At 37.7% G+C, this 22,191-nt stretch carries 18 protein-coding genes; 4 read left to right on the top strand and 14 right to left on the bottom strand.

The genetic code is table 11. The features are described 5' to 3' along the window. Nucleotides 1-23: 23 nt before the first annotated feature. The 7 genes from FEE95_RS16295 to rpsO form a co-directional block, all read right to left on the bottom strand. Nucleotides 24-683 carry a methyltransferase gene (locus FEE95_RS16295; RefSeq protein ID WP_138659049.1) on the bottom strand — a complete coding sequence of 220 codons (660 nt, stop codon included), beginning with the start codon at nucleotides 681-683 and terminating at the stop codon, nucleotides 24-26. Then, complete coding sequence (locus tag FEE95_RS16290) at nucleotides 683-3,331, bottom strand: c-type cytochrome (protein WP_138659048.1); 2,649 nt, start codon at nucleotides 3,329-3,331, stop codon at nucleotides 683-685. Before FEE95_RS16290 ends, FEE95_RS16295 begins: the two co-directional genes overlap by 1 nt. A 95-nt stretch (nucleotides 3,332-3,426) precedes the next feature. Further along, complete coding sequence (locus FEE95_RS16285; protein WP_138659047.1) at nucleotides 3,427-3,879, bottom strand: tRNA (cytidine(34)-2'-O)-methyltransferase; 453 nt, start codon at nucleotides 3,877-3,879, stop codon at nucleotides 3,427-3,429. Then, the gene (locus FEE95_RS16280; RefSeq protein ID WP_138659046.1) at nucleotides 3,879-4,106 is read right to left on the bottom strand and encodes a VF530 family protein; all 228 of its coding nucleotides are present in this window, start codon (nucleotides 4,104-4,106) and stop codon (nucleotides 3,879-3,881) included. The genes FEE95_RS16285 and FEE95_RS16280 overlap by 1 nt, the downstream gene beginning before the upstream one ends. Nucleotides 4,107-4,357: 251 nt before the next feature. After that, on the bottom strand, nucleotides 4,358-5,221 hold the full coding sequence (locus FEE95_RS16275) for a sigma-70 family RNA polymerase sigma factor (RefSeq protein ID WP_138659045.1): 864 nt from the start codon (nucleotides 5,219-5,221) through the stop codon (nucleotides 4,358-4,360). A 161-nt stretch (nucleotides 5,222-5,382) separates the two neighbouring features. Beyond that, entirely contained in the window at nucleotides 5,383-7,584 is a 2,202-nt protein-coding gene (locus FEE95_RS16270; RefSeq protein ID WP_138659044.1) for a polyribonucleotide nucleotidyltransferase, read from the bottom strand. Nucleotides 7,585-7,779: 195 nt separating this feature from the next. Beyond that, the gene (gene rpsO / locus FEE95_RS16265) at nucleotides 7,780-8,049 is read right to left on the bottom strand and encodes a 30S ribosomal protein S15 (protein WP_138659043.1); all 270 of its coding nucleotides are present in this window, start codon (nucleotides 8,047-8,049) and stop codon (nucleotides 7,780-7,782) included. 169 nt (nucleotides 8,050-8,218) lie between these two features. Between rpsO and FEE95_RS16260 the strand changes: the two genes are divergently transcribed. Beyond that, nucleotides 8,219-9,085, top strand: a complete 867-nt coding sequence (locus FEE95_RS16260) for a hypothetical protein (protein ID WP_138659042.1) — start codon at nucleotides 8,219-8,221, stop codon at nucleotides 9,083-9,085. Nucleotides 9,086-9,147: 62 nt separating this feature from the next. Here FEE95_RS16260 and FEE95_RS16255 read toward each other — a convergent pair whose 3' ends face one another. From FEE95_RS16255 to tamL, 5 genes are all read right to left on the bottom strand, one after another. After that, complete coding sequence (locus tag FEE95_RS16255; protein ID WP_138659041.1) at nucleotides 9,148-9,654, bottom strand: hypothetical protein; 507 nt, start codon at nucleotides 9,652-9,654, stop codon at nucleotides 9,148-9,150. Nucleotides 9,655-9,738: 84 nt separating this feature from the next. Further along, on the bottom strand, nucleotides 9,739-10,605 hold the full coding sequence (gene accD, locus FEE95_RS16250) for an acetyl-CoA carboxylase, carboxyltransferase subunit beta (RefSeq protein ID WP_138659040.1): 867 nt from the start codon (nucleotides 10,603-10,605) through the stop codon (nucleotides 9,739-9,741). Nucleotides 10,606-10,641: 36 nt separating this feature from the next. Beyond that, nucleotides 10,642-11,709: a class II fructose-bisphosphate aldolase gene (fbaA, locus tag FEE95_RS16245; RefSeq protein ID WP_138659039.1), complete on the bottom strand. Its 1,068-nt coding sequence runs from the start codon at nucleotides 11,707-11,709 to the stop codon at nucleotides 10,642-10,644. Nucleotides 11,710-11,799: 90 nt separating this feature from the next. Further along, the gene (locus tag FEE95_RS16240) at nucleotides 11,800-14,175 is read right to left on the bottom strand and encodes a hypothetical protein (protein WP_138659038.1); all 2,376 of its coding nucleotides are present in this window, start codon (nucleotides 14,173-14,175) and stop codon (nucleotides 11,800-11,802) included. 43 nt (nucleotides 14,176-14,218) lie between these two features. Then, entirely contained in the window at nucleotides 14,219-16,843 is a 2,625-nt protein-coding gene (gene tamL / locus FEE95_RS16235) for a translocation and assembly module lipoprotein TamL (protein ID WP_138659037.1), read from the bottom strand. A 36-nt stretch (nucleotides 16,844-16,879) separates the two neighbouring features. On the opposite strand from tamL, the gene FEE95_RS16230 reads away from it, so the two are divergent. Next, nucleotides 16,880-17,602 (top strand): TrmH family RNA methyltransferase, encoded by a 723-nt coding sequence (locus FEE95_RS16230; protein ID WP_138659036.1) that lies wholly within the window; start codon nucleotides 16,880-16,882, stop codon nucleotides 17,600-17,602. 8 nt (nucleotides 17,603-17,610) lie between these two features. On the opposite strand, the gene porT is transcribed toward FEE95_RS16230, so the two are convergent. Both porT and ubiE read right to left on the bottom strand, forming a co-directional pair. Further along, on the bottom strand, nucleotides 17,611-18,306 hold the full coding sequence (gene porT, locus FEE95_RS16225; RefSeq protein WP_138659035.1) for a type IX secretion/gliding motility protein PorT/SprT: 696 nt from the start codon (nucleotides 18,304-18,306) through the stop codon (nucleotides 17,611-17,613). A 40-nt stretch (nucleotides 18,307-18,346) separates the two neighbouring features. Further along, complete coding sequence (gene ubiE, locus FEE95_RS16220) at nucleotides 18,347-19,078, bottom strand: bifunctional demethylmenaquinone methyltransferase/2-methoxy-6-polyprenyl-1,4-benzoquinol methylase UbiE (protein WP_138659034.1); 732 nt, start codon at nucleotides 19,076-19,078, stop codon at nucleotides 18,347-18,349. Between the two features lie 262 nt (nucleotides 19,079-19,340). On the opposite strand from ubiE, the gene trkA reads away from it, so the two are divergent. Further along, nucleotides 19,341-20,690 carry a Trk system potassium transporter TrkA gene (gene trkA / locus FEE95_RS16215; RefSeq protein WP_138659033.1) on the top strand — a complete coding sequence of 450 codons (1,350 nt, stop codon included), beginning with the start codon at nucleotides 19,341-19,343 and terminating at the stop codon, nucleotides 20,688-20,690. A gap of 1 nt (nucleotide 20,691) precedes the next feature. Continuing rightward, nucleotides 20,692-22,182 (top strand): TrkH family potassium uptake protein, encoded by a 1,491-nt coding sequence (locus FEE95_RS16210; RefSeq protein WP_138659032.1) that lies wholly within the window; start codon nucleotides 20,692-20,694, stop codon nucleotides 22,180-22,182. Nucleotides 22,183-22,191 lie beyond the last annotated feature (9 nt).

Raw genomic sequence — 22,191 nt, 5'->3', positions numbered from 1 at the left:
ACCTGTATTTAGTTAAATGTCTTTTATAGTAATTGATGGCCACCATATAAATAGTCCATATCTGGTTTTTCGGTGGCAAAGTAATGTACCCAAATATACACATGGCAAAAGCCACTCGCCAATAAAGCAGCCGAAGAGTTAAAAGCAATTGCAATTCCCCAGAACATTAAAAATCCAAAAACGTACATACTATTTCCAGAATATTTGAACATACATTTTTTGACTAATGGCATGTTTCGATAATTCAAATCGAAGTGGTCTCCACCAGCGGCCCTAATAAAACCGAAATATTTATTGACACTATACATCGCGTAAATAGCGGGTACAAGAAGTGCTATAGCAACTATTATTCGAGGGACTAGACCTAGTCCTAAACTTTCGCCATCGGCCCATGCCAAAAGTAGCACAAGAATTGGTCTCGCTACCAGCAATACAAAGAAGATGATTAAATAGTTTGTAAATCCGATGGAGTTGCTAACTGCCTTTGATTTTAGTTCTATCCTCCAGCCAATCCATACAAAAACTTGATGTGCAATAGGAACACCTATAGATAACCAAAATAGAACAGGAAACGGCTGGCCTATTTTCACCCACAAGAACCAGGTCAATGGCAAAAGTAATATCAGGACAGCAAAATGTAGAAGCTGGCCCGACCATAAACTAGGTGGTTGATGGTTATTCATTATTGGATTTTTTCGGAATAGACTTCATGACTTTCATCACCACCTGCCTGTAAATATGCGAAAAGGTCCTTTATCTCTTTCGGGTTTAAACGGTTTAGGAGACCTGATGGCATGGGTGAAAGCGGAGAAGGTTCCCTTTTGGAAATATTCTCTTTGGCAACATCTACCGTATAACTTTCATTAAATGGATTGGGCATTACTATAACTGTACCATCATTCTCCGATTTGATACGTCCTGATATTTTTTTGCCATCTTTTAAATGAAACAAAGTATTGGCATACTGATCGGAGATTTCATCATTGGGACTATACGTGGCAAAGAGCATTTCATAATTATTAAATTTGGTATGCGCTTGGGTCAAATCTGGACCAACACCAGCTCCTTCGCCTCGAATTCTATGACATAGCACGCACATTCCTGCTTGAAAAGCACGTTTTCCTTTTTTGTAATCGACTTGGTAATCTGCCAATTCATCGCCCCAAACCAATTGCCCAATTTCTCTCCCACCATATTCATTTCCTGGACCAATAGGCTGAGGTAACTCGGCAATTGCCGTTGAAGGAGAATAAACTCCTGACATTTCTTGAAAATATTCTTTCTGATCGTCAGGAACATTCTTCATAGCCGCCAAACGAATATTTTCCATACCTGGTTTAAAACTCAATCCGCCTTTTGAATTTAGTACATCGTAAAACCAATTAAAATATTTTTCACGAGCTTCCTTAGTCCAACCCTTATCCGCATGGCTCAAAAGGACTCCGTAGTAAATGGCTTCACTTGGCGGCATTTTGTCTAGAATTTCGCGAATCAACGGCCCATATTGTTCGCTACGTTCCGTGATTTCCTCGGAAAGGAAGTCTTTGGAAAGCGTTGTACCTTCTTTGGTATGTTTGTCGAGTAGGGCTACTAATTCTTCTGTAATTCCGTCAGCATCCAGGTATAATAATAGTTGTCCTAATTCACGATTTACCTCGTCGCTGTCGTTGGGAAAGTGAGATTTCAGAGCCTGTACGGTATTTTCGGTATTGAATTCAGGTTTGCCCATTCGAATAAAATTAAGCTGATACGCACGTAATAAAGCAACTTGTTGTTCAAATTGTAGTTTTGATAGATTTATACTATTGAGTTTTTTGATAACACCCTGCTGTTCCTTTTTCTCAATCCTCTTTGACATAACTATGCTAGATTCAATAATCTTAATGGGATCTTTTTCTGCAAAAAATCTGTGTACCCAATAGGTAGAATAATCTTTTTCTAAAGCGATTCTTGCTGCATAGCGAATATAACGATCTTCGTGATTTAGATTTGCCCAAGCTAGTTGAATAAGTTCAGATGATTTTGATTTTCCTGAATGATACTTTTCAAGACTCCTACGCAATTTCCTTAGTTCCCCGGTCTTTGTATCAACAATGGCTTCACGTTCTTTGGAATCAGAACCTGTATACCGAAGTCGGAATAAATGTGAGTCGATTCTTCGTCCTCCCGAGGCAAAATATAGATTACCATCAGCACCGGCAATCATATCGGTAAGGGGCAGGGGAGTACCCGAAAGAAATTCTTTGCGTTCTGCTGTATAACTACTTCCCTTTGGTTTTAAGTCGGCAAAATATAGGGTTCCGAAACTCCAATCCATTACGAAGATTCCGTTTTTATAAGTTCCTGGGAAATCCAATTCAGCGCCTGAAAGGACCGCCGTAGGCGAACCTTGTTCGAGATTGTGCACTGCGGGTAAGGCATCTGGATAATAGGCCGGCCATTTTCCTGAACCCGTACGCCAACCATATTCACTACCACTTGTTACATGACAGATTCTTGTAGGGCGGTACCAGGGCATTCCGATATCCCATTCCATATCGGCGTCATAAGCGAAAAGTTCTCCATCTTCATTGAAAGCTATATCAAATGGATTTCGGTACCCAGCAGAGATTAATTCCCAATCGGTTCCCTCGGGATTAAACTTGCAGATCCATCCCCCTGGTGCTTTTATGTCGTTGGCATGTCCACGTGCATCTAAATAGGGTTTAAATAAATTGTCTTCCCCCCAGTTGGTTGGTAGTCGGCTGTTTTCTTTTACTACATTGGGAACTAAAGTGTGATTTCCTGCGATGAAATAAATTTCTTTTCCGTCTGGTGAAAGTACAAAACTATGCGGGCCATGTTCGCCGGCACCATCAAGTTTAAGAAGCATTTCCACCTTGTCTAATCTACCATCATGATTGTTATCGGTTATTCGGTAAATGCCACTACCGTTTTCTTCTTCATCTGGCACATCGTCCTTCCATCTTTTATTTACGGCAACATATAGACTATTAAAAGCCCATAGCATACCATGCGCTTCCCCAATTTCCAAGTCAAGGGCATTCACATTTTCCAGTTTTAATTTCTGACCGATTGCAGGAGGATTGAAATAATAAATTTTTCCGTATTGGTCGCAAGCATATATGATATCATTTGGGCCCTGAGCCAAAGCTACCCATGAACCTTGTTCGTTCGCGCTTGGTTGGTAGAGGTCTTCTAAAATAAAACCTTCTGGGAGGTTAAACGCGATTTCTTTGTTTTGCTCTTCGGATGCTGTTTCGGTTGTATCATTTTTACAGGAAAGTAAAACACAGTTTAAAGCTAGTAGTACGGCGAGAATTTTATTCATGATGCTAGGAATGAGAGGTTTCCTATAAAAATAGTGAAAACTAGGGTAGCAAAAACAGGGTGGTCAAAATTGATACGGATTGTTGAAGAAGTGATTTATCGAAGACTTTTTAAACCTTCATAAACTGCAATACCAACAGCATTTGCCAAGTTCAAACTGCGAATGTGTTCGCTATATAAAGGTATATTGTAAAGCTTGTCTTGGTTACTTTGAATAATTTCGTTGGATAGCCCAACCGATTCTTTTCCGAAAACCAAGAACATATCATCTTCAAAGTCAATTGACCAATGGTCCTGATTTCCGTGGCTTGAGAAATAGACCAATTTTTTTTCGCTATGGATTTTGTAAAACTCGGCAACACTTTCGTAGATAAAAAGGGAAATATGTTTCCAATAGTCCAATCCGGCACGTCTAAGTCTAGAATCGCTCAATTCAAATCCGAAGGGTTTTACTAGATGTAATCTAGAGCCGGTAGCCAATGCTAATCTGCCAATATTACCTGTATTATTGGGAATTTCTGGTTCTATAAGAACAATATTAAACGCCATTATTTTTTGATGGATTGCAAGTATAAATGTTCTACTTTTTCTCGTGCCCAAGGAGTTTTCCTAAGAAATTTCAAACTAGACTTAATGGAAGGATTACTTTTAAAGCAATTTATATTTACTTGTCTGGCAAGGTCTTCCCATGTGTAGTTTTGTGTAAGGTATTCTAAGATGTCAACCAACTTTACTCCATGAAGTGGATTATTGGGTTGTTCCTGTTTTTTATCCATGGAAATGAAAATACATAAATATTACTATCTTAGACTGCTACTTGTACCTTAAATTTGTCTACTTTCTTTACAGCTTTCACTGAATCTATAAAATGAAAAAACTCCGGTAATCAGCCGGAGTTTATTCATCAATCAAAAAACGAACAGTCATGATAAACTGTTGTTACTTTCAAAATTACAATTTATATGCCAAATTTCCAATTTAAGGAGATTTTAACAGGTAAATCGTAGAAATTCTATGCTATACTGTACTATCCGAGATAAGTTTTCAAGATTTTACTTCTTGAAGTATGCTTTAATCTGCGGATTGCCTTCTCTTTAATTTGACGAACTCTTTCTCTTGTAAGGTCAAAAGTTTCACCAATTTCTTCTAAAGTCATAGAATGCTGTCCGGCCAAACCAAAGTATAGGCGAATAACATCTGCTTCTCTAGGCGTTAAAGTTTCTAAGGCCCGTTCGATTTCAGTACGTAAAGATTCGTGCAATAATTCACGATCAGGGTTAGGAGATTCACCACTACGAAGTACATCATAAAGGTTAGAATCTTCACCAGCAATCAATGGGGCATCCATCGATACGTGACGACCTGAATTTTTCAATGATTGTTTTACGTCCTCAACCGTCATATCTAATTCTTTTGCAATTTCTTCCGGCGAAGGCATACGTTCATGCGCTTGCTCTAAGAAGGCAAAAGTTTTATTAATCTTGTTGATTGAACCAATTTTGTTCAATGGTAAACGAACAATACGCGATTGTTCAGCTAAAGCCTGTAAGATAGATTGGCGAATCCACCATACGGCGTAAGAGATAAATTTGAAACCACGGGTTTCATCAAAACGTTGTGCCGCTTTAATCAATCCTAAGTTTCCTTCATTGATTAAATCTGGCAGAGTAAGGCCTTGGTTTTGGTACTGCTTTGCAACCGATACTACGAATCGAAGATTGGCTTTGGTAAGTTTTTCAAGAGCGATCTGGTCGCCTGCCTTGATACGTTGTGCCAATTCTACTTCTTCATCTGCAGTAATCAAGTCAACCTTGCCGATTTCTTGCAAGTACTTGTCCAAAGATGCGGTCTCTCTATTAGTGACCTGTTTTGTAATCTTAAGCTGTCTCATTTTCGGGGATTAAATTCATAATTTAATAGACTGCATATACTTATACGTACAATTCTTCAAAATGTTACAAAACCGTAAAAAAAAGTTTATTTATCGGTTAAACGGTACAAAAAAGCCCCAACTGAATAGTTGAGGCTTCCATATTGAATTGAGAAAAGGGTTTAATCTCTTCTAGGTTTACGATCTCTATTGCGATCGTTTCTACGGTCATTATTACGTGGTGGTCTTTCAACATAACCTTCAGGTTTTGGCAAAAGCGCCTTGCGCGATACTTTTTCCTTACGTGTACGTTTGTCTAAACCAAAGTACTTCACATCAAACACATCTCCCATGTTTACCACATCTGAAACATTTTCTGTGCGTTCCCAAGCCAATTCAGATACATGTAACAATACTTCGTTGCCAGGAGCATCTTGATATTCCACTACAGCACCAAAATCCAACATCTTGATAACCTTTACTTCGTAAACGCTACCAACTTCTGGTTTGAACATTATTGAATCGACTTTTGCTAAGACAGCATCGATTCCATCTTGGTCCGTTCCTAAAATTTCAACAATTCCTTCTTCAGTAACAGGATCTTCATTAATAACGATGGTCGTTCCAGTTTCTTTCTGAAGTTCTTGAATCACTTTTCCACCAGGTCCAATAAGGGCGCCAATGAATTCATTTGGAATGCGGCGCGTTATCATCTTAGGAGCATAGCTCTTAACATCTGCATTAGGTGCGGCAATCGTATCCGTTAATTTTTCCAAGATATGCAAACGTCCTTCACGGGCTTGCTTCAAGGCGTTTACAAGAATCTCGTAAGACAATCCTTTTACCTTGATGTCCATTTGACATGCTGTAATACCGTCTGCGGTACCCGTTACTTTAAAGTCCATATCACCTAAGTGATCTTCATCACCTAAGATATCAGAAAGAACAGCATACTTTCCAGAATCAGCGTCAGAAATTAATCCCATTGCAATACCGGAAACGGGTTTTTTCAATTGAACACCGGCATCCATAAGAGCCATAGTTCCTGAACAAACCGTAGCCATAGAAGAAGAACCGTTAGATTCCAATACCTCAGATACAACTCTTACCGTGTATGGACAATCTTCAGGCACCATTCCTTTAAGTGCACGTTGTGCTAAGTTACCGTGACCAACCTCTCTACGCGATGTTCCACGAATAGGTCTTGCTTCACCCGTACAGAAAGGAGGAAAATTATAATGTAAATAGAAACGCTCTTCACCTTCTTGCGATGGCATGTCTATTTGGTTGGCATCTCTAGATGTTCCTAAAGTTACGGTTGCCAAGGCTTGAGTTTCTCCACGTGTAAAGATAGATGAGCCATGAACAGATGGTAGGTAATCTACCTCACACCATATTGGTCTGATTTCGTCGGTCTTACGACCATCTAAACGCTGACCTTCATTTAAGGTAAGATCACGAATTGCAGCTTTTTCAGCAGCGCGATAATATTTGGAAACCAATCCACCATAGTCTTCTAATTCTTCTTCAGAAAAAGTAGCTTTGATTTCTTCTTTTATTTCAGAGAACGCTGCACTTCTTTCGTGCTTTGCGGATCCTGCTTTTGCAATGGCATATACTTTATCGTATGCCATGTCATGTACTTTCTTAGCTAAATCTTCGTCTGACCTTTCTTCTGGATACTCGCGTGTATCTTTCTTTCCGAAAGCTTCAGCTAATCTCAATTGAGCAGCACACTGTACTTTAATTGCTTCATGAGCAAATTTGATGGCTTCTGTCATTTCCTCCTCGGAAATTTCATCCATCTCACCTTCAACCATCATTACAGAATCAGCGGAGGCACCTATCATCATATCGATGTCAGATTCTGCTAACTGTGCTAAGGTTGGATTGATAATGAATTCACCATTAACGCGGCCTACTCTTGCTTCGGAGATTGCACACTCAAATGGGAAATCGGACAATTGAATCGCGGCAGATGCAGCCAAACCGGCCATAGCGTCTGGCATAACGTCTGGGTCATGAGACATCAATTGAATCATCACCTGAGTTTCAGAGTGATAATCTTTTGGGAATAATGGACGTAATACACGATCCACTAAACGCATAGTCAATACTTCACCATCACTTGGTCTCGCTTCTCTTTTGAAGAATCCCCCTGGATAACGACCAGCAGCGGCAAATTTTTCGCGGTAGTCTACCGTTAATGGAAGGAAATCAACATCTTTCTGATCGTAGTTAGATACTACGGTACACAAGAGCATACATTTTCCTGATTGAACAACAACAGAACCATGTGCCTGTTTCGCTAATTTTCCGGTTTCGATAGAAATTTCCCTACCGTCACCAAGGTCTATGACCTCTCTAAATACTTTTGGAATCATAAAATTGATTTGTATCCGCCAATGGGCGGACTGTTAAACAATGGTCATCCGGATGTTGAGACCGGAAGGTTGTGTTGTTGTGTGTGCTGAAAGCACTTGACCAATGAAAAACTGTGTGCAGCTTTTAGTTTTGCCTTAAATTGTTAAGGACTTTATATAAAAGTAGGGGCTGAAAATTTTTCAGCCCCTACCATTTTATTTTCTAATACCTAATTCTTTGATGAGCTCACGATATTTTACAATATCTTTTTTCATCATATAATCTAGAAGGCTTCTTCTTTTACCTACCAATTTTACCAAAGAACGTTCTGTGTTAAAATCTTTATGGTTTTTTTTAAGATGCCCGGTCAGGTGATTGATACGGTGTGTAAACAATGCGATTTGACCTTCAGTAGAACCTGTGTTCTCTGCTTTTCCGCCGTGTTTCTTAAAGATTTCGGCTTTTACTTCTTTCGTTAAGTACATGCAAATATTATTGTAAATGATTATTATGTATCTGACTGATTTTCAATCAGGCTGCAAAGATAAAAATATTTTTCCGATGAGCACCCTTCCTATAGTGATTTTTAGCTGTCAATTAAACCTTTTTCAGATACGATCGTCTTAAACCCATAACCTTTTAAATAAATTTGTTATGAAAAAAAGCCTCACAAAGATGGACTTTTTAAGTTTGTCCCTATTGTCAATTGCGTTATTAATTTCATGTAACAAAAACGAAGAAACTTCCGAACTTGAAAGTTCTGAACCAATAACGGCAACAGAACTTAAAACAAGTGATGAAGCCGAGCTTATCTCTGATGAGATAACCAGTATTGCAGAAGACTTGTACGCGGTGGACGAGATACAAGCTACTTCTAAAAGTTTTTATCAATCAGATTATCTACCCGAATGTGTTACAATTACCACTGTCGTTACCGATACTTCTAAAGAGAGAACCATTGATTTTGGTGAGGGATGTGAATTGCGAAATGGCAATGTGCTTAGTGGAATTATTCATCTGAGTTATCTAAAGGATATGGAAATAGCTACGAAAACACTAAACCTTTCTTTGGAAAATTTCACTTACAACGGTGTTGCGGTTGAAGGAAATGCGACTGTTGAACGGATGCGTTCCAATGCAAATGGTAATCCACAATCAGATGCCATATCTCAGTTTAATGGAGTTTGGCCTGACGGAGATACGGCAAACTTTAGTGCTAACAGAACCCGCGAGTGGATTGAAGGTTACGGCTCTGGTTTTTGGGGAGATAATGTTTTCCTTATTACAGGAAGCGCAAGCTATACAGGAAAACTAGGAAATGTATTTCAAAAAGAAATTACATCTCCGTTGAGAAGAGAATGGTCTTGCAGATTCATAGTGAGTGGTGTTCTTGCTATTTCAAGAAATGGCTCTACTGCAACTGTTGATTTTGGAGATGGGTCTTGTGATTCTGTAGGTATATTGACTTCTCCTGATGGTGAATCAACTGAAATTCAGTTGAGACGTTTTTTTAAGAAGTAAAGTCTTATGGTATCTAGCGCAAAGGCTGTTAAAAAGTTCGCTTTTTAACAGCTTTTTTATTTTCAAAAAGCACAACCAGTAGGGAGTGGATCGGTTTCTTCTAAACTTTTGGCAAATTCAACATCTAAGTCCTCAGAACTGAATCCATTGGAAACGGAACCTTTAAAAACTTTGCTTCCGTAGCTTGTTGTATTCATATGGGCTCTGATATAAACCTCTGTGTCTTCCGAAATCGCTACTGGTCCACCAGCGCGGGTAAAAGGCTGCTCATTGACATGGCTGTGGGCAAGAATTCTTCGGTACAAAAGATTTCCATCTAAATCAATGACTTCCCACCAGTCGGTATATTGATTGCAACCCAAATCAGGACTTGAAATCGTTACACTAAAAGTATATTGATTGGCGCCACCCGAGACGGAAACATCCGTCACTTCAGCAACTCCTTCTGTCGTCTCTTGCATTTCCTCTTCTTCCATTCCGAAATTTGGGTCTACCGTATTATCAGTTGAGGAACAACAGGTCATCCACAGAACCAAAAGAATTAGGAAAGAAGATATGGACAGCTTCATAAGTGTATGTTATTTAAATATTTAATCGCTACTTGCAACAATTCATTACAAGTAGCGATTAAAAATATTTTCAATACGAATATGCTAGCTAGCCGAACGAACCGGATTATTTTGAATCAAATCGATATACAAGTTGATTTTCTTTTTCAAATCTCGACGATGCGATATGAAATCTAAGAAACCATGTTCTTTCAAGAATTCCGAAGATTGAAAACCTTCTGGAAGGTCTTTTCCTGTAGTGTCTTTTACAATTCGGGGTCCGGCAAAGCCTATCAAGGCACCTGGTTCAGCAATATTAATATCACCCAACATGGCATAGGAAGCAGTTGTTCCACCAGTAGTTGGATCTGTGCAAAGTGAAATATATGGAAGTTTTGCTTCCGCTAGTTGCGCTAGTTTTGCTGATGTTTTTGCTAATTGCATTAGAGACAATGCTGCTTCCATCATTCGTGCCCCTCCTGATTTAGAAATCATTACAAATGGAACCTTCTTTTTGATGGCGTGATCAATACCACGAGCAATTTTTTCTCCAACAACACTTCCCATTGAACCTCCTATGAAGTTAAAATCCATACAAGAGATAACAATATCTTTTCCCTGTGATTTTCCGAATCCGGTCCTAACGGCGTCTTTAAGTCCGGTTTTCTTTTGCGCGGCTTTTAGTCTGTCATCATATTTTTTGGTATCCTCAAATTTCAGTGGGTCCTTTGATGTCAACTTTGCATCAAGTTCTTTGAATTTATTGTCGTCAAAAAGAATTTCGAAATATTCCTTGCTGCCAATACGAACATGGTAATCATCCTCTGGACTAACGTAAAAGTTTTTTGCTAAATCTTCAGATTCTACAATCTTTCCGGTAGGTGATTTGTACCAAAGACCTTTCGGCGTGTCTTTCTTTTCTTCGGTCGCTGTTTGTATTCCTTTCTCTTTTCGCTTAAACCATGCTGACATATCTGCTCAATTTAGATTTGGAAATTTACAAAAAAATTAAAGCGTATTTACATTGTTTAAGTCTTCGAAGGCTTTTTTCAGACGGTCAATAAATGACTTTTCACCTTCACGTAACCAAACCCTTGGGTCGTATTTTTTCTTGTTAGGCTCATCCGCACCCTCAGGATTTCCTATCTGTGACTGTAAATAATCTTTGTTGTCTTGGATATAATCTCTAACTCCTGCAAGAAAAGCATATTGTAAATCAGTATCAATGTTCATTTTGATTACTCCGTAGCTAATACCTTCGCGAATTTCTTCAACTGTAGAACCAGAACCACCATGAAAAACAAAATCAATATGGTTATGCTCTACGCCGTATTTTTCTGAAACATACTCTTGTGAGTTTTTCAAAATTTTAGGTGTCAATTTTACGTTTCCAGGTTTGTAAACTCCGTGAACATTACCAAAAGCGGCGGCAACCGTAAATCTCGGGCTTACCTTTGAAAGTTCCTCATATGCATAAGCTACTTCTTCTGGTTGCGTATACAATTTTGAATCATCAACATCAGAATTGTCAACTCCGTCTTCCTCACCGCCAGTAATTCCCAGTTCGATTTCAAGGGTCATATTCATCTTTGCCATTCTTTCTAAATACGACTTACAGATTTCGATGTTCTCCTCAATAGGCTCTTCAGATAGGTCAATCATGTGAGAGCTAAATAACGACTTACCAGTCTCGACAAAGTATTTTTCACTAGCATCTAGTAGTCCGTCAATCCAAGGAAGGAGTTTTTTAGCGCAGTGATCTGTATGTAAAATTACCGTTGCACCATAAGCTTCAGCTAGTTGATGTACGTGTTTTGCTCCTGCAACAGCGCCCTGAATGGCTGCATTTTGGTTTTCATTGGATAGACCTTTACCTGCATTGAATTGTGCGCCTCCATTCGAAAATTGAATAATCACTGGTGCATTCAAAGCAGCAGCAGTTTCCAGTACTCCATTAATGGTATCTGAACCGATTACATTTACCGCAGGTAGAGCAAAGCCCTTTTCTTTAGCATAGTTGAAAATCTCTTGAACTTCATCACCTGTTGCAACTCCTGGTTTTATATTATGACCCATAATTTTTTATCGTTTGTTTGAACGTTTTAATTGGGGAGCAAAAGTAAGAAAATAAACAAGGCTTAAAAAAGTTGAATTCAAAAAAACAACTTATTCGATTGATATTGTTTCAGATATTAAATGTCCTTTTTCTGAAAAACCTTGAATTGAAAAAATTAACTTTCTATTCTTGTATTTCTTGGGTATTTTAAAATCGACTTCTCCCTTATCATCAATTTTAATGGATGGTTTCCAATCAACTTCAAACATATTTGGAAATCTCGATTGATGGATTTCATTCAACGGTGTATAATACTTTTTGGGATGGTCATAACCATTTTCAATCACGAATTTATCAAAAAGTTCTTCGATATTTTTTTGGTAACCCTTAGTTGTGAAAACCTGGTAAACAGTAGTTCCATATAATCTACCCTCTAATTTGCCCTCAATCATTGTTGGAGAGTCTGTTACCATGACGTGGGCAACATTTTTCATTGATAAGCTCAATGAGGTCAATTCATCAGGATAAAATAATCGACCATCTATCAACAAAAGAGCTTCTTTCTTATTGGGCGCTTCTAAGTAAGGGTCTAAAGGGTTAGTCTCATTTAGACGGGCCCCGTTAGCTTGTAAAAAAGAAATCAAATCATGTTCATAATTTTGGAAGACTTCTCGAATACGCACCTCTCTATATTTACCAATATCCCGAACCAATGGCTTGTATTTTTCAATCAATTTTCTCCTTCTTAAGTAGCTTTCACTACGCTTTTTTTCAGTAATAATCGCCTCGTCGAGCACTATGGTACCATTAGAGGGTATAATTGTCTCAGGTATATCTGGACTAGGATTAAGTTCCTTAGGTTTTACCAGAGTATTGTTTTTTACATTCGGGTGTTTTTTTTCAAGCGGTATTTTTGGCTTCTCAAGGCTATCATATTTTATTCTTCCCGGCTTTATTATTTTACCTGCATTATCGATAAAAGCAAGCTTGGTCGTATCTTTTTTAAATAGTAAAAGGTTGTTGAAATTAAAACTAAGGTCATTTTTCAAGGCTACCTTGTCAATAATTTGAAAATTGTCACGAATCAACGCAATGGAATCGTATTTGACCGACGATTCTATTTTGCCTCTTAAATCAAAACCATATTCAAATTTATATAAGGGTTTCGATTTGAGTTTTGATATTTTCTCGGGAAGGCTGTATTGAGTCCATCCTTGAGTTAGGAGTAATAAATCTAGATGTTCTTTTCTTTTTTTGTTTTCCGAATTAAAGTAATACGAAGGTTTTTCGATGTATCCTTTTAAGAATGGGGTCAGTAGAAAGGCGGTTTTTATATTCTGTTCTTCATTGCGAAGGGAATTTGGAGAGAATATCGAAATACTCAGGTTTGCCTTTGGTAATTCTCTTCCGCCACGGAGGTTAAGTTTGTAAGCTAAAGAATCATTTTCTTGACTTATTGGCGTTATCAGAACATCAGTCCTTTTTTCTTTTAGTTCAACAAAGAATTTACGTTCGGCAATAGGTTTTTTTTCTTTGAACAAGGTTACTGTATTTACGCCATCAAAAAATAGGTCTTTTTTCATTTGGATTCTTCCTGTCAACGAATCGAATCTTGTTAGGGAAAACAAATCTGAAACCCTATCGTCTTGACGAAACAAAAGACTGTAGTTTGAAAGATCTTTACTATTAAGAGTTCTTTCATTGGTTTTTAAATAAACTTCTACATAATTGTTTTCAATGTTTTCCAGATGAAGGGCAATTCCTTTTCTTTTTGCCACTGGTATTTCAATGGTTAAAATAGTGTCTTTAAAAACGACTTCTGCGTAATATTTTTCGTCTTCTCTATATTGGAAGGTACATCTAGTCATTCCCAAATGCTGACTTTTGAAACTAGCAATTGTTTTCCTCAATTTATTACGAATCTGCCCTTCATAATCACAACCAAAACCATTTAATAGGGCCTTGATTCCAATTCTATTTTCAATACCTTCCAAGAGGTAGCCACCTTCCGGTAAGATTTGAATATCATATTGGTTTTCAATAGGGGCAATGGATTGTTTAGAGTTGTCTTTGAGTACTTGTATTTTTTGTATGTAATAATAGTCATCTCCAAAATTTCTCATATAATTAGTATACCCTTGAATGTAATAAACGCCTTCACCTACGGCGTTATTTAATTCAAATTGCCCTAGACCTATACCTTCTTCAATTAAGACAGTCTTTGAATAAATTGCCAATCCTTGGTGGTCTAATAGGTTTACATATAATTTGGTAGTTTGAATTGAGGGATGATTAATTGTATCCGCAACATACGCCTTGAACCAAATAGTATCGTCTTGAAAATATGAAGTTTTATTGGTGTGGATAAAAACCTTTTCTTTTAGAATCGAGCTTTTATTTAGAACCCTGAAATTTTCGCTCAGGCTTTGTTGAGCTGCCACCGCAAATGAAAAGAAAAATAACAAGGCAACCCATGTAAGTTTCATCTATTAATTTCTTTGATAAGATATCGATTATACCTTTAAAATACTAAAAAGGATAGTTGATACCAACTTGTAAGATGGGAGCAAAATCAGAATCATTGAACCATCTTCTTGAGGATGCCAACCCAGGGTTGTATGTTTTAAATGCCAAATCACCACGAACTACAAAATATGTGAAGTCATAGCGAATGCCGAACCCTGTACCCAAAGCTATATCTTTTAAAGATTCTATTCCATTAAATGTGGCTTCGGGATCGTCAACGTTGTCTAAAACATTCCAGATATTGCCTGCATCAGCGAAAAGGGCTCCCTTGAAATTTCCAGCAATCGGAAAACGATATTCCAAATTTAAAGCAAGTTTTAGATTGGCCTCATTAAAATCGTTAGCTGCATTTGTTCTTCCAGGACCCAACTCGTAGGGTCGCCAAGCGCGATTATCATTCGCACCACCAGCAAAATAACTTCGAACAAAAGGAATGTTATCTGAATTCCCAAAGGGTATGGCAATACCTAAGAAACTACGAAAGGCCAAGACATTGGACTTAGAAAGGTCCCAATATTTGACATAATCAAATTCTGTTTTTACATACTGAGAATAGGGTACATCAAAGACTAAAAGGTCATTGTCTTCCTCCAAAAGACCATTGTCTTCTTGGTCAAAAGGAATAATATAAGATAGGGCTGAAAGAAAATTTCCTGCACTTTCAATTTTAAACCTAAACTGTGAAAAACTGTTATCGGTTACTCCGGTTCTATTTGTCGTGTTAAAGGTATAATTGCTCGAAAAAATGAGGTTGTTTTCAGTCAACCTAACTTCTCTTTCTGAAATACTTTTAACATCATTGAAATTTTGTTGACTAAATTCATCATCTCCTGTTCCTACAGGAATTGTTCCTTGTAAAACATCCCGGATGAACCCAGTTGTTCCTGCGTCCTCCGGATTTACAACATCAACAGGAGTAGTTAAATCGTCATTGGAATCAAAATAAGCAGGATTCACCAGAGCTCTTCTTTGGTTGGCAATTTGATTTAGGCGATTGTAGGTATTGTTATATTGTTCAAAAAACCGGTCTGTGTTTTTGTTGTTGACAAATTGAATATTCAGAAGTTCAAAATTGTTCTTTTTGAATTCGGTAGGTGTCCAATTGTACCCTAAAATGGTATTAAAGGTTTGTTTATCCAAACCAATGTTTTTTTGAAAGCTGGTACCCAAAGACAAATTCGTTTGGGGTAACATGTAGTTCGGTATTATTTTGTCTGTGTTAATTATCGGAAACCAAATTCTTGGAAAGCTTAAATTAGCATCAGCGCCTATTTCTGAAAATGAGTTTTCAACTACATCTCCACTCAATAATCCAAAAGTGCCATAACCTGATAAGCTTAGATTTTCTGCACCTTTGAATACGTTTCTGATTAAAAGGGAAAGTCCGACCCCTATGCCTATTTTTCGGCGGTTTGAAGTAGTAACTTCTAAATTTGGAGCAAATGTATATTTAGGTTTGGTAGCTAAGTATATGTTGCTGGTTAAATAGGTTCTTGTACTGTCCTCTACAAAAGTTAAGCTGGGGTACTTGAAAACATTCAAACTTGTCATTTGCCGAAGTGTTCGAATGCGATCTATATCGCGGTACAAACTGTCTTTTTTAAAGAAAATAGCATTGGTTAGCGTTTTTGGTTTGAAGCGTAACTTGTCTCTATAGTAAATAGTGTAGTCACCAAATCGTTCAAATTTAAGTTCCCCCTCACTATCATCAGAAAGGTAATCGGTATATACATTGATTTTATCAAATTTAAAGACCTTGTACTCTTGAGTGGTTACCGAACTTTCATCTCTTTTTTTTAGGTCGTCGATTTTGAGTGCAATATCCATTTTAGTGTCATTTCCAACTTGGGCAGTATCTGCAATGACGTCAAATTTGATAGAGCTTTCTTGAAAATCATACACCCCTCGATTTCTAAAAATTCTGTTTAAACGCTCACGTTCCTTATTAAAATTATCTAGGTCAAATTGCTGACCCGGTTTCACCTCGGAGTCCGCTTTTACCAAATTGTAAATTGAATCAATGGCGCTAGAAGTAATTTTATGCGCTAGAGAATCTAACATGTATGGGTCACCCAAATCTATATTGTAATGAACTTCGACTCTTTGTTTCCGCTTTAAAAAATCAATATCGTAATTGGTGGTATTATTGAAATACCCCTTTGTGTTGTAATAGGCCTTTAGGCGTTCCAGTGTTTTTCTGGTTAGGGTAGTATCTAAAATTGCAGGTGCTTCACCAATCTTTTTTAGCCATTCACTTAATCCTTTTACCATAAAGGATTCACCTAAACGATTGACTTGTTTTTCAGATAAGAAATTTGTTAATCGTTGTTTTCTTTTAGGTTTTTTTAGAAGCCAATTTTGATATGAAGAATCTGGATTAGGTTTTGCTAAATTATAGAGATTCAATCGCAAAGGATACCCTAGTAAATCACTATTTGGTTCTTGAATAATGAGACCTTCAATGTCTTCACTAACCACTTTTATGCTGTCTGCCCAAATGGTATTGCGTTTAATCAACAGCTCATCATCATCAACCCTTTTCAAGGAGTTGCAAGAGGTGATTGCCAAGGCTATCAATAATAAGCTTATTTTAGCAGAACTTTTTTTAGTGGGCAAAAGGGTCCTCATAGAAATCAAAAATACATTAAAAAACACATTAATGGAATGCTTGTTAAAAGCCAAATAAAATTGATACGAAGCTTACAACAAAAAAAGTACCGAAATCAACACGGACTATTTTTTGTTGAAGGAAAAAAGACGGTCAATGAGCTTTTAGATTCTGATTATACCCCGCATTCCGTCTTTAGTACTGACCCAAAAGTTTTTGATGTTCCAAATGATATTTTAACGGAAGTTACCTTAACTGATTTAAAACAAATGAGTACTCTTAAGAATCCAAATGGCGTGCTCGGGATTTTTCATATACCTGAAAAGGAACAGGTAGAGTTTAAAGATTGGATTGTTGTTCTTGATGATATCCGTGACCCGGGAAATCTTGGGACTATTATACGACTTTGTGATTGGTTTGGAATACATGATTTGGTTTGTTCCCAAAATACTGTCGACTGTTATAATCCTAAAGTTTTGCAGGCTACAATGGGTTCTATTTCAAGGGTCAATATATCCTATAGGAATCTGCCCGATTTTTTGAAGGATTCTAAGATTCCCATCTATGGAGCTTTTATGGATGGGGTATCGGTATACCAAAACAAACTTCCTGAAAAAGGAATTATTATCTTAGGCAACGAAGGAAATGGTATTTCTTCTGAAGTTGAAACTATGGTATCGGAGAAAGTATCAATTCCACAATATGGAAACAGCACTACCGAGAGTCTTAATGTAGCTACCGCGACGGCTATTTTGTTAAATGAAATCCGTAGGGCTTAGAGCGAGTATTATTCAAAGGTAAAGTTGATAAACAATCCCCTTGTTCTAAGGGCGTCAATATTGCCGGTCCAAGGACTATTTGCGTCATTATCAGGTACAAGTTCGTCAGTAATGGCGAAAACCCCACGAATTGACGGAGTGAATTTGAAGTACTCTAAATAAAAATCAATTCCGAAACCTAGTTCATAATTATATACCCATTTGGTCATTCGAAAGGTGCCTGACGAATTATCATCCAAACTACTTTCGTTACTTCCCAAATTGAGTGAGGCAGAACCGCCACCAATGATGAACGGTTTGAAATTTCCTAGACGTCTGGTGCTAACTTTTAAAAGTAAGGGAAAGTTGATGTATGTAGATTTTACTTCCCTAAGGGCATCTTGTTCCACATCAAATCCTGGAAAACCAAGGGTTCTAAGGTTATATGCCAATCCTGGTTCAAAACGAAGATCTAAAAATTCATTCAGGCGCATTTCACCAATTAGACCAACAGTAAACCCCAAGGACTTATCCACTAGAATATCACGGTCATTGTTTTTGTAGTCGAATTTGAAATCATATTGATTGATTCCAAGATAGTATCCGTAATTCAAGAACTTCTTGTCTTTGTTCTCAATATTAAGGACAGGCTTTTCGTTAAATTGTGCGGTTAAAGGCAGCGTAAGGAGAAATATCCCCATGAAAAGAAAAAACAATCGCTTCATTTAGTTGAATTATAAGAGTCTAAACACTTGTCTAAATCAATTAGGCTTTTGTCGCTACATAAATAGATGCTACTCCAAAGGTTTGTGGTTTATTCTCTACCTCTATAAACCCGATTTTGCGCAAAATATTGTTGAAATTTTCGCCGTGAGGAAAAACAGCTGCCGATTCAGATAAATAGGTATAGGCGGAACGATCTTTTGAAAAAAGTCGTCCCACAAAAGGAAGTATGTATTTACAATGAAAATTATAGCCTTGTTTATATGGAGTCTTAGTGGGTACAGAGGTTTCAAGAATTACGAAAGTCCCAGAAGGCTTGAGAACACGATGAATTTCAGACAATCCCTTTTCCAAGGTTTCAAAATTGCGAACTCCGAAAGCTACGGTAACCGCATCAAAGGTATTTTCTTCAAAAGAAAGATTTTCACTATCGCCAACTATCATTTCAATAGTTTCATGCAGCTTTTTGTCGTTAACCTTATTTTTTCCAACTTCAAGCATGCCCGGAGAAATATCCAACCCTACTATTTTTTCGGCTCCTGTTTCAACCATTTTTATAGCTAAATCACCTGTTCCTGTTGCAATATCTAGGATAGATTGTGGCTTTTTCTTTTTTAATATAGCAACAACACGTCTACGCCATTTTAAGTCGATTCCAAAAGAAATCACTCGGTTTAGGCCATCATAATTTTTGGAAATCGTGTCGAACATTTTAGTTACTTGTTCTTTTTTTCCAAGTTCAGAATCTTTATAAGGTGTTACTTTTTTGGCCATTAATAGCAATTTATTTTGCAAAGATAAGATATAACACTTCATTGCAGTTGATTCTTAATGCACAATAAAGTGTTTGACCTTTAGTTTAATACTTGTGTAAATGCAGTGGTGAGGTGATAAAATTTGCGTAATTTTGCTTTGCAGATCTTTGCAAACTTTTCTCAAAATGAGCTGTAAAAAAGCCAAGGTGTCTCAAAAGATACTTCTTTCTGAGTTGAGGCGGTTATCCAAAACTGCTTCCAAACAACAATAGTAATATTCGATGAAAATTATAATTGCTGGTGCTGGCGAGGTAGGTTTCCATTTGGCAAAACTACTTTCTTACGAATCACAAGACATTACATTGATCGATTCAGATAAAGAGAGTTTGACATATGCCGATAATCATTTAGATATTCGTGTTTTGCGTGGTGATGCTACTTCGATTTCAGTCTTGAAAGACGCACGTGTGGAAAGTTCAGATTTAGTGATTGGTGTTACTTCATCTGAAACTACCAATATCACCTTGTGTATGTTGGCCAAACAATTGGGATGTCAACAAACGATTGCACGAATTTCAAATACTGAATTTATAGATTGTAAGGATACCATCAGGTTTGACGAATTGGGCATTGATGAATTGATTTCCCCTGAAGAGTTGGCAGCCACTGAAATTCAACTGCTCTTAAATAAATCTGCTTTTAACGATACTTTCGAGTTTGAAGAAGGGCAATTGATTATGGTTGGTGTGTCTCTTCCAAAATCAGCTCCTTTTGTGGGTAAGATGGTAAAAGAAGCTGCGACAATTTTTCCTGAGCTTCACTTCATGCCTATAGCCTTAAAACGTTCAGGCACTCAATATACCGTGATACCAAGAGGTGATACAGTCTTTAAGGAAGGAGATCAGGTGTACTTCATTACCGTTAAAGAAGGTGTAGATGAGCTTTACAAGCTTACCGGAAAGAAAAAAGAAGAGATTAAAAACGTTATGATTTTAGGCGGGAGTAAAGTCGGCTTTAAGGCTGCTCGTGATCTTTGTGCCAAGAAATTTAATGTTAAGCTGATTGAAAAGGATAAGGAAAAGGCTTTTGATTTGGCCGATGATCTTCCCGCGGCCTTGGTTATCAATGGAGATGGACGCAATGTAGAGTTGCTAGAAGAAGAAAGCCTTGAATCAATGGATGCTTTCATTGCGGTTACTGGGAATTCTGAGACCAATATTATGTCTTGTCTGGTTGCAAAATCGAAACACATCAAAAAGACAATAGCCCTAGTTGAGAATATGGATTATTTTCAACTCTCACATTCCATAGGTATTGATACCTTAATCAACAAAAAGTTACTTGCGGCAAATAATATTTTCAGACATATTCGAAAAGGCGATGTTGTTGCCTCAATGCGTTTGAATAATTTGAATGCGGAAATATTGGAGTTTGTTGTGAAATCAGGCTCTAAGGTGACAGGCAATATAATTAGAAACCTAAATTTTCCAAAAGAAGCAACAATTGGGGGTGTTGTTCGCGATGGTCAGGGCGTCATTGCTCTTGGTGGATTTGAAATACAGGCTGGCGACCGTGTTGTAGTTTGCTGTCTACCTGATGCTATTGCCAAAATAGAAAGACTATTCTTTTAACATGCGACTTAATTCTAGAATCATCCTTCATATTATGGGCTTACTGCTGTTGGTCAATGGTGGGTTCATGCTCATCGCGGCCTTGGTAAGTCTTATTTATAAAGACGGGTCGACTTTAGATATTACCTTAGCCGCGATAAGTACGATGTTTTCCGGAATGCTTTTTATGTTCGCAACTAGAAAACATAAGAAGGAAGTACAGCGCAAAGAAGGGTATATAATTGTGACTTTTGGCTGGATTGTAATGTCCCTTTCAGGGATGTTGCCCTATCTTTTTACAGGTGCGATACCAGGAGTAACCAACGCTTTTTTCGAAACTATTTCTGGCTACACAACAACTGGAGCTTCCATTGTTGATGACATTGAAGCGCTGCCGGAAGGAATTTTACTTTGGCGAAGTCTTACACATTGGATTGGGGGTATGGGTATTATTGTCTTGGCTATTGCCATTTTACCGTTGTTAGGTATTGGTGGAATGCAACTATTTGCGGCCGAAGCTCCTGGACCAAGTGCGGATAAATTGCATCCAAGAATTACCGATACCGCAAAACGTTTATGGCTCATCTACGTAGGATATACGGCTGCTGAAACTCTCTTGTTAAGCGTCGCAGGCATGTCCTTTTTTGATGCTATTAACCATTCTCTCGCGACATTATCTACAGGTGGTTTTTCAACTAAAAACGCAAGTTTGGCACATTGGAATGATACACCGGCCATTCAATATATTGTCATTCTTTTTATGTTTTTGGCAGGAGGTAACTTCGTATTGAGCTATTTTGCTTTTAAAGGTAAAGTACAACGGGTGCTTCGTGATGAAGAATTTAGATTTTACGCCGGTTTTGTGATTGTGTTTACCGCTTTGGTTGGACTTATGGTGTACACACAAGCAAATGTGCCAGTTTCTGAAATACATCCTATGGTTATGGGTGAAGGTGAAAGTTCATTTCGACATGGTTTATTTCAAGTGGTTGCTGTGATTACGACCACAGGATTTGTGACTGCAGATTTCACAAGCTGGACGCCCTTCTTAACTATCCTTTTCTTTGGATTATTTTTCTTAGGAGGTTCTGCTGGTTCAACTGCAGGAGGTATAAAAGTGATGCGCCATTTACTCATAATCAAAAATGGCTTGTTAGAATTCAAAAGAACACTTCATCCGAATGCTATTATACCAGTGCGCTACAATGACAAGACAGTGAAGGAGCATATTGTTTATAACATTATTGCTTTTTTTGTGCTCTATATGCTACTCTTTATAATTGGCGCACTAGTTCTAGGTCTTTTAGGATTGGATTTTGAATCGGCTATTGGAGGGGCGGCTTCGTCCTTAGGAAATGTAGGTCCTGCTTTGGGCAGTTTGAATCCGGTAAGTAACTTTAATAGCTTGCCTGATGCGGGTAAATGGTGGTGTGGTTTCTTAATGCTTGCGGGTAGGCTCGAACTCTTTACAGTATTGATTTTATTAACCCCTTATTTCTGGAGACGTACTTAGTGATAATGA

The sequence above is a fragment of the Maribacter algarum (ex Zhang et al. 2020) genome, assembly GCF_005885635.1.
Classification (GTDB): Bacteria; Bacteroidota; Bacteroidia; order Flavobacteriales; family Flavobacteriaceae; genus Maribacter_C; species Maribacter_C algarum.
The sequence above is the reverse complement of the archived record's forward strand: the minus strand, read 5'-3'. Positions and strand labels throughout refer to the sequence as shown.

Bases quoted from the DNA above. Each gene is read 5' to 3' on its own strand.
- FEE95_RS16295 (WP_138659049.1), bottom strand. From the start codon at position 683: ATGAATAACCATCAACCACCTAGTTTATGGTCGGGCCAGCTTCTACAT.
- FEE95_RS16290 (WP_138659048.1), bottom strand. From the start codon at position 3,331: ATGAATAAAATTCTCGCCGTACTACTAGCTTTAAACTGTGTTTTACTT.
- FEE95_RS16285 (WP_138659047.1), bottom strand. From the start codon at position 3,879: ATGGCGTTTAATATTGTTCTTATAGAACCAGAAATTCCCAATAATACA.
- FEE95_RS16280 (WP_138659046.1), bottom strand. From the start codon at position 4,106: ATGGATAAAAAACAGGAACAACCCAATAATCCACTTCATGGAGTAAAG.
- FEE95_RS16275 (WP_138659045.1), bottom strand. From the start codon at position 5,221: ATGAGACAGCTTAAGATTACAAAACAGGTCACTAATAGAGAGACCGCA.
- FEE95_RS16270 (WP_138659044.1), bottom strand. From the start codon at position 7,584: ATGATTCCAAAAGTATTTAGAGAGGTCATAGACCTTGGTGACGGTAGG.
- rpsO (WP_138659043.1), bottom strand. From the start codon at position 8,049: ATGTACTTAACGAAAGAAGTAAAAGCCGAAATCTTTAAGAAACACGGC.
- FEE95_RS16260 (WP_138659042.1), top strand. From the start codon at position 8,219: ATGAAAAAAAGCCTCACAAAGATGGACTTTTTAAGTTTGTCCCTATTG.
- FEE95_RS16255 (WP_138659041.1), bottom strand. From the start codon at position 9,654: ATGAAGCTGTCCATATCTTCTTTCCTAATTCTTTTGGTTCTGTGGATG.
- accD (WP_138659040.1), bottom strand. From the start codon at position 10,605: ATGTCAGCATGGTTTAAGCGAAAAGAGAAAGGAATACAAACAGCGACC.
- fbaA (WP_138659039.1), bottom strand. From the start codon at position 11,709: ATGGGTCATAATATAAAACCAGGAGTTGCAACAGGTGATGAAGTTCAA.
- FEE95_RS16240 (WP_138659038.1), bottom strand. From the start codon at position 14,175: ATGAAACTTACATGGGTTGCCTTGTTATTTTTCTTTTCATTTGCGGTG.
- tamL (WP_138659037.1), bottom strand. From the start codon at position 16,843: ATGAGGACCCTTTTGCCCACTAAAAAAAGTTCTGCTAAAATAAGCTTA.
- FEE95_RS16230 (WP_138659036.1), top strand. From the start codon at position 16,880: ATGCTTGTTAAAAGCCAAATAAAATTGATACGAAGCTTACAACAAAAA.
- porT (WP_138659035.1), bottom strand. From the start codon at position 18,306: ATGAAGCGATTGTTTTTTCTTTTCATGGGGATATTTCTCCTTACGCTG.
- ubiE (WP_138659034.1), bottom strand. From the start codon at position 19,078: ATGGCCAAAAAAGTAACACCTTATAAAGATTCTGAACTTGGAAAAAAA.
- trkA (WP_138659033.1), top strand. From the start codon at position 19,341: ATGAAAATTATAATTGCTGGTGCTGGCGAGGTAGGTTTCCATTTGGCA.
- FEE95_RS16210 (WP_138659032.1), top strand. From the start codon at position 20,692: ATGCGACTTAATTCTAGAATCATCCTTCATATTATGGGCTTACTGCTG.